Genomic DNA, 7464 nt, shown 5'->3' with positions numbered 1-7464 from the left:
TCTGAATAATCAGCTTCAAATCGCTCCATGCGGAGCACTTCTTGATGTAAAGCAGGTCAAGGTCGACCCACTCGTCGAATGTGATGGAGTCACGGTTGCGACGCGTCTGCCAATAGCAGGTGAGGCCCGGCTTCACCAGCAACCTCTGGCGCTGGTAGTCGTTATAGGTCGCGACCTCAGCCGGCAATGCGGGACGCGGGCCCACGATGCTCATATCCGAGCGCAGGACATTGATGAACTGGGGCAGCTCGTCGAGCGACAGCTTGCGCAGCCACTTGCCCACGCGGGTGATACGCGGGTCCTCGGCGATCTTGAATACCGGGCCGGTCTTCTCGTTGAGCTCCCTGAGCTCGGCGAGCTTGTCTTCGGCATCCACGCACATGCTGCGGAACTTCAGCATCCGGAAGGTTCTGCCGTCCTTGCCCACGCGTTCCTGGCTGAAGAACACGGGGCCCTTCGGATCGTCGACCTTGATGAGAATCGCGATAATGGCGAACAGCCAGCAAAACACAACGAGCACCGCCGCACTGAAAACGATGTCGAACGCACGCTTAACAAAGCGGTACGCCACCCTGTCCTCGATGCCGGTAACAGGCACGCTCCCAAGCTCCTCCTTGAGGCGTCTGGCGCGCTCGGAGCTTTCGGCTGAGCCCCTGCCGCCATTGATGTCATACGCGAAACCACTACGAACAGTTTTGCGCTCCAAGGCACCGCTGCTCGCCGTCACTCGGCTGGCTTCAGTTGACGGCGAATCCCAAACGTCGGACCTCGCCTTCGCGGGCTCGCAAACGGCCGTGAAATCACTGGCCACTATGCACACACCGCCTTAAAAACGGGTTTTGCAAGAAATTGCCCTCCCATGCTGCCAACGCGTTTACAATTGAACCCAGAGATGCGGCATGTCCGCAGGCCGCTTGCAAAACAGCTCGCGACCTGCGAAAACGCCTTTCCTCTGTTCGTGCTAGATTTGGCGGGAAGCGCGAACGCACCCATAGATTTCTCAGAGAACTCCGGACGCGTTTTTAATATGCGCAAAGGGATATCCGAACGCAGGACATTGATGAACTGGGGCAGCTCGTCGAGCGACAGCTTGCGCAGCCACCTGCCCACGCGGGTGACGCGCGGGTCCTCGGCCATCTTGAACACCGGGCCGGTCTTCTCGTTGAGCTCGCGCAGCTCGGCCAGGCGCTCCTCGGCGTCCACGCACATGCTGCGGAACTTGTACATCTGGAACGTCTCGCCGCCCTTGCCCACGCGCCGCTGCTTGAAGAGCACCGGGCCCTTCGGGTCGTCGGCCTTGATGAGCACCGCGATGATGGCGAACAGCCAGCAGAACGCCACCAGCACCGCGGCCGAGAACGCCACGTCGAACGCGCGCTTGGCGAAGCGGTAGGCCAGGCGGCCCTCGATGCCGGTCACCGGCCCCTCGCCCAGCTCCTCGCGCAGCCGCCCTGCGCGCTCGACGCCCTCGCGGCGGCGCTCCTGGGCGCCCAGGTCGCACGCCGCGCCGCTTCGCACGGTGTTGCGCGCGGCGGCGTTCTTCGGCGCGATGGACTCGAAGTCGACCACCTTCGCGTCGGCCTGCTTGCCGCGCTCTTCGGCGGCCTTGGCTGCAACAGCTTCGCTAGCCACTACAGCGTCACGCCCAATCCCAGTTCATTGTGCTTTTCTGACGAGGTTGAAGCCAACCTTTACTTCCTTTTTCCTTCCCATGATTTCAAGCTGCAGGTATGCCTCGTGCTTGCGGCGGTCGATCTTGGTGATGGCGCCCTCGTAGCCCACCAGCGGGCCGGAGGTCACGGTCACCTTGCCGCCTTCTTTGAAGCCCTCGGACATCTCCACCACCCGGTATCCCTTGCGCGTGAACGCGTCGATCCAGGCGGCCTCGTCGTCTTTCAGCGGAATGAATGCGTTGTCGTTTCCCAGGATCCGGGTGAGCTCGGGCACGCGCTTGAGCGCCGTGTCAAGCACGGCGGCGCTGCCGGTCACGGCCACCAGGTAGCCCGGCAGCAGCGGGCGCTCGTCGTCCACCCACTTGCCGTCTTGGCGGACCTTCGTCTTGAAGCGCGGGCTGAAGCACTCTTGCAGCACCTCGGCCGCCGCCGTGCCGCGCTCTTCGGCGAAGTCCGCGGCCGCACGCTTGATCTTTTTGGCCACCGCTTCCTCGCGGCCTGCCATCACTTGGATCACGTACCACACGGCCCGCACCCGCCTTTCGCCTCTCGACATGGCTTCGCCCCTGCCCCCGCAAGGGATGGCGAAACGAAAACGCATTCATTCCCGCAGGCTTGTACGAACGCCGAACGCGGCATCGCTTTACACCTGCGGGTCCTCAAAACCCAAACGCTGCAGTTTCCTGCGCCGCGGGCGCTGACGGGACGTTGCCCCGCCCGCGCGCCCGCGGCGCAACAAGCTGCGATTTCGAACTGGCTGCGCAGCGGTTAGCTGCGCGGCAGCCGACTGCTCGCCGGGCTGGCAAGCGGCGCCTGCTCGATGCCGCGCGCCCTTGGGCACCCGGCCCCGCGCCCGCCTTCGCGGCCGAAGCGCGGCCTGGCCGCCGGCAGCAACCCGGCCGCTAGCTTTTCTCCGGCACATTGAGCGCCATGCGCTCTACCACGTCGCGCCCGCCTTCGCGGCCCACGCGCACCTCGCACACGCGGTGATGGCGGTCGACCTTGGCCACGCGCGCCTCTTGGCCGGCAAGCGGGCCTTTCGTCACGCGCAGGCTGCCGCCCTCGATGACGCCCTCGCTGGCGCGCAGCACGCCCGCGCCGTCCATGGACGCGGCGATCCACTGCCGCACGTCGTCGGCCAGCGGCACCGGGCGGCCGCCCTCCTGCCGCGCACCGCCGTGCAGCCCCAGGCGATCCAGCTCGCGCCCGAGCGCCGCCGCGTCGCGCGACACGACGAACACGTAGCCGCGGTACAGCGGCTGCGTTTGCACGCTCCATGCGCCGGCGCGCTTGAACCAACGCTCGCGCGACACGACGACGGCGTCGTCGAGCGCGCCCGCCGACGCCAGCTTGCGCAGGCGCTCGGCGGCAGCGGCCTCGCGGCCTTCCGGCACGCGCACGGGATACCAACGCAGCGTGCCCTTCGGCACGCGGCGGCCGGCGGGAAACGGCGCAGCTGCCGGCTGACGCTGCGCGTTGCGCGCCTCGTTGCCGCTAGCGTTTTGCGCTGCTCGCCGTGCCGCCGCCATGCCGCCTTCCTTTCCCGAAACGAGCCTGCAACCAGGCATAAGGCAACGGCGCCGCGTCACCAGGGACGCGGCGGTCTCTTCGCCAAGTTGCAGAAAAGTACGCTTTTTTGCCACTTCGAAATTAGCCCCATTATACACATCGATTTTTGCATAACCGCAGGTCGGTTAGCGTTCATTACGCGAATCTTGCAATTCATAACCCAGTGGCAAAAAAGTGTACTTTTCTGCCTTCCAAAAATGTTATTTCACCTGGGGAAACGACCTGTTTGATGATTTTGTGGTTCTCCTCACGCAAAATGATTTTGCATGCGGGGCTCCACGCTCGCACGCGCACAGAAAGCCGCCCTTCCAGCTTTCTGAGAGACATTATTCGCAAAATCTGGAGTTGCATTCCAGATTTTGCAGGGCTTGTGCGGTGCCTGGGCCCAGGGCGTGCGAGCTACTTGATTGTTGGCGTTACGTTTAATTTGGTGGCGCGCCTTTGGCGCTTTCTGTTTGGGGCGGAGCTTTCGCTTCGCCCTACGGAATCGGGCTGCAAGGCTTAAGCGCTTACGAGCCTTCAGCGACCGCATGTTAAAAGTGGCAGACCGTCCCAGCGTGCTGGCGAAACGCGGGGTGCGAGCCTTCGGCAATCGCACGATCAAAGCCAAAGCGAATTACGGATTGTTCCGCATATGGGACGTTATTGGTCGCTGACTTGGAGCTGGCGCGGGTATAATGTTTCGCATGTGGCCCCGGGCCGCGCGAACGAGGAATACGAACGTACCGAAAAGGCCGAACAATGTCTAAGCCCGCCGCTAAAAACGGCAACCGCATCATCCACATTCTTATGACGGCGCTTACCGTCGTGCTTATCGTGCTGTTCTTCAACATCCTGTCGCTGGTGGCCGACATCCAGGGCACCGCGCGCGTGGTGAACTACGCCGGCCTGGTGCGCGGCACCACGCAGCGCATCGTGAAGCTTGAAGACGCAGGTCAGCCCCAGGACAAGCTGCTTGAAGCCGTGGACTCCTACATCAACGGGCTGCGTTTCGGCAGCGACGAGCTGAACCTGGTCAGCCTGAACGACGACGAGTACCAGGCGAAAATGACCGAACTGGCCGCGTACTTCTCCACGCTGCGCGACGAGATTTACCGCGTGCGCGACGTGGGCTACGAAAGCACCGATATCATCGCGAAAAGCGAGGAGTTCTTCGGCATCTGCGACACGACCACGAAACAGGCCGAGGAATACTCGCAGGAGAAGGCCACCGCGCTCAACCAGCTGGAAAACGTGGTGTTCGCCGTGATCGCCGGGCTTATCGCGCTCATGGCCATCGAGCTGGCGCGCGCCATCCGCACGGCCGCGCAAAACCGCGCGCTGCAGAAAAAGGTGTACCTGGACGAGGCCACGGGTCTGCCGAACAAGAACAAATGCGAGGAAATCCTGAGGCAGGAAATGCCCACCTCGCCCGACGCGCCCGTGGCCATGTGCATGTTCGACCTGAACAACCTGCGCACCATCAACAACAACTTGGGGCACGATGCCGGCGACGCCTACATCCGCTCGTTCGCCGAGCAGCTGGCCAAGATTGCGGGGCCGGCGTGCTTCGTGGGCCGCGACGGCGGCGACGAGTTCATCGCCGTGATGCAAAACGCCAGCCACGCCAACGTCGAAGCGCAGCTGGCGAAGCTGCGCGCGCTGTGCACGGAGTATTCCCAGGCCAACCCCGCCATGCCCATCAGCTACGCCGCCGGCTGGGCGCTGTCAAGCGACTTCGGCACGCCCACGCTGCGCGAGCTGTTACGCGAGGCCGACAAGAATATGTACATCGACAAGAACCGGGCCAAGCGCGCCGAGGCCGCCGAAATGCAGCAGCACGACCGCCTGACGCTCAAGCGCATCGAAAGCATGGGCTACCGTTTCTCCGATTGCCTGTACTGCGACGCGCTGCTTGACCAGTACCGCGTGCTGCGCGCCTCGTCGGACGCGTTTTTGGCCGACAGCGGCAACTACACGGGCGCGGCGGTGCAGATTGCGGCCGAGCTGGCCGCCGACAGCGACCGGACGCGGCTGCGCAAGCTTCTGCAGCTTGAGCACCTTCGCCAAACGCTGGGCGAGCAAACGCCGACGCTTACCGCCCCCTATCACCTGAACACGCACCGCGGCCGGCTGACCGTGGTGTTCCTTGACGGCGAAAGCGGCGCGCTGCACCACTTCGTCGTGGGGTTCGAGCCGTTCCACAGCATCGAGTCCACGGAGAAGCAGCAGCTGTCGCGCTACTACGACCAGATGAAGCAGTCGTTCATGGAAAACGCGCACTACGTGGACGCGTTGCTAGAGTCCGCGCAGACGGCCTATTCGGTGAACCTGACGGACGACGAGCTGGAGCGCGCGTTCACGCAGCCGTCCGAAGAGCGCTTTGACCTGGGCATCGAGCCGCCGTGCTCCTACGACGCGTACTGCCGGCGCCGCTCGAAGCTTATCACCGACGACACGGTGGAAAGCTACCGGCTGATCGACACGTCCGAGAAGCTGTTGAAGCGCTTCGAAGCCGGCGCCAGCGAGGTGACCATCGAGTACCGCGAGCGCACGAAGGGCGGCCAAACCATGTGGCTGCAGAAAAGCGTGCTCATGTCGCGCGACACCGCCTACGACGCCGAAACGCAGCGCGACCGGCCCGTGGTGCGCGGCATCATCCTGCTCAAGAACACCTCAGCGTTCCACCAGCACGAGGAAGAGGAGAAACAGCGGCTTGAACAGGCACTCGAGACCGTCGACTCGGAGAACAAGGCGAAAACCGAGTTCATGAACCGCATGAGCCACGACTTCCGCACGCCCATCAACGGCATTTTGGGCATGCTGGAAATCATCCGCATGAGCAACCAGGACCCCGAGAAAACCCGCGAGTGCCTGGAGAAGATCCAGCTGTCCGCAAACCACTTGTTCGACCTGGTCAACGACGTGCTGGATATGAGCAAGCTCAGCTCGGGGCAGATGGTGCTTGAGCAGGTGCGCTTCGATTTGGAAGCGCTGATGGCCGATGTGCGGTCGTTGGTGGACGCGCAGCTGCAGGAAAGCAACATTGCGCACCGCAGCTATCAGGTGAGCATTCGCCACGCGCACCTTATTGGCAGCGACCTGCGGCTGCGGCAGATCATGCTCAACCTGTTCAGCAACGCCATCAAGTACAACAAGCCCGGCGGGTCGGTGAACACGTACGCCACCGAGCTTGGCTGCACGGGCGGCGTGGCGCGCTTTGAGTTCAAGATCGAGGACACGGGCATCGGCATGAGCCAGCAGTTCGTGGACCAGCAGCTATTCAAGCCGTTCACGCAAGAGGAGCTGGGCGCGCGCACGCACTATCGCGGCACGGGCTTGGGCATGTCCATCGTGAAGTCACTGGTAGATGCCTTGGGAGGCACCATCGACGTGCAAAGCCAGCAGGGCGTGGGCACCACCATCACGTTCTGGCTGACGTTTACCATCGACGACGCCGGCGAAGCACAGGGCCCGGGGTCGGACAAAGCGCAGGACATGGCGTCGCTTGAAGGCAAGCGCGTGCTGCTGGTTGAGGACAACGACCTGAACATGGAGATTGCGGAGTACTACCTCGACGCCGCCGGCGCCGTGGTGATGAAGGCGTGGAACGGCAAGGAAGCGGTGGCCGCGTTCGAGAAGTCGGCGCCGGGATCGATCTCGCTGGTGCTGATGGATTTGATGATGCCCGTGATGAACGGGCTTGAGGCCACGCGCGCCATCCGCGCGCTTGACCGCGCGGATGCGGCAAGCGTGCCCATCATCGCCATGACCGCGAACGCGTTCGACGAAGACCGCGAGCGCACAAAGGCCGCCGGCATGAACGCGCACCTGTCCAAGCCGCTCGACATGCGAGCGCTCATCGACGCTGTGAAGAGGTACGGGCGCTAGAGGGCGACCCACGATCTGGGTGCAGCCTGCGGGCCGGGCGACGGCGGGCGCGCAGGCGCGCGACCCGCGAGGGGGCTCGATTTGCGCGGCGGGTGGCGACGCATGGCTTGCGATGCCATCGAGCACCCCTTGAGGCACGTGCACATACAGAAAGGCCTTTTTCTTGCCACAGAACGATACAGCGTGCTGAATTATGCGGCGCGATTCGCGCTTTCTAATAGGTGTCGAGCTTTCGCTCGACGCTACGAGGTGGGGTTGCGGGAGGCTTTCATTGATGCCGTTCAACGCATCTTGTTCCGCATCATTTGCGTATCAGAATATAACCACTTTCGGCGTTTACCCAGATCAGGTG

General features: G+C 63.3%; 5 protein-coding genes. 1 reads left to right on the top strand and 4 read right to left on the bottom strand.

The window, feature by feature from the left end; genetic code table 11:
* The 4 genes from ACWI6D_RS05145 to ACWI6D_RS05130 form a co-directional block, all read right to left on the bottom strand.
* Window positions 1-811, bottom strand: an 811-nt coding sequence (locus ACWI6D_RS05145; RefSeq protein ID WP_449133909.1) for a sugar transferase, incomplete at its 3' end; no start/stop codon positions are given.
* The gene (locus ACWI6D_RS05140) at window positions 811-1632 is read right to left on the bottom strand and encodes a sugar transferase (RefSeq protein WP_449133908.1); all 822 of its coding nucleotides are present in this window, start codon (window positions 1630-1632) and stop codon (window positions 811-813) included. The genes ACWI6D_RS05145 and ACWI6D_RS05140, both read right to left, overlap by 1 nt.
* A 24-nt stretch (window positions 1633-1656) precedes the next feature.
* Window positions 1657-2199: an antiterminator LoaP gene (loaP, locus tag ACWI6D_RS05135; RefSeq protein WP_449133907.1), complete on the bottom strand. Its 543-nt coding sequence runs from the start codon at window positions 2197-2199 to the stop codon at window positions 1657-1659.
* A 376-nt stretch (window positions 2200-2575) separates the two neighbouring features.
* Window positions 2576-3202: a hypothetical protein gene (locus ACWI6D_RS05130; protein WP_449133906.1), complete on the bottom strand. Its 627-nt coding sequence runs from the start codon at window positions 3200-3202 to the stop codon at window positions 2576-2578.
* Between the two features lie 781 nt (window positions 3203-3983).
* Between ACWI6D_RS05130 and ACWI6D_RS05125 the strand changes: the two genes are divergently transcribed.
* Window positions 3984-7112: a diguanylate cyclase domain-containing protein gene (locus tag ACWI6D_RS05125; RefSeq protein WP_449133905.1), complete on the top strand. Its 3129-nt coding sequence runs from the start codon at window positions 3984-3986 to the stop codon at window positions 7110-7112.
* Window positions 7113-7464 lie beyond the last annotated feature (352 nt).

It is taken from the genome of Senegalimassilia sp., assembly GCF_977052095.1.
This window is presented reverse-complemented; position numbering and strand designations above follow the sequence as displayed.

Excerpts from the sequence above, each read along its gene's own strand:
- ACWI6D_RS05130 (WP_449133906.1), bottom strand. The coding sequence starts at position 3,202 with ATGGCGGCGGCACGGCGAGCAGCGCAAAACGCTAGCGGCAACGAGGCG.
- ACWI6D_RS05125 (WP_449133905.1), top strand. The coding sequence starts at position 3,984 with ATGTCTAAGCCCGCCGCTAAAAACGGCAACCGCATCATCCACATTCTT.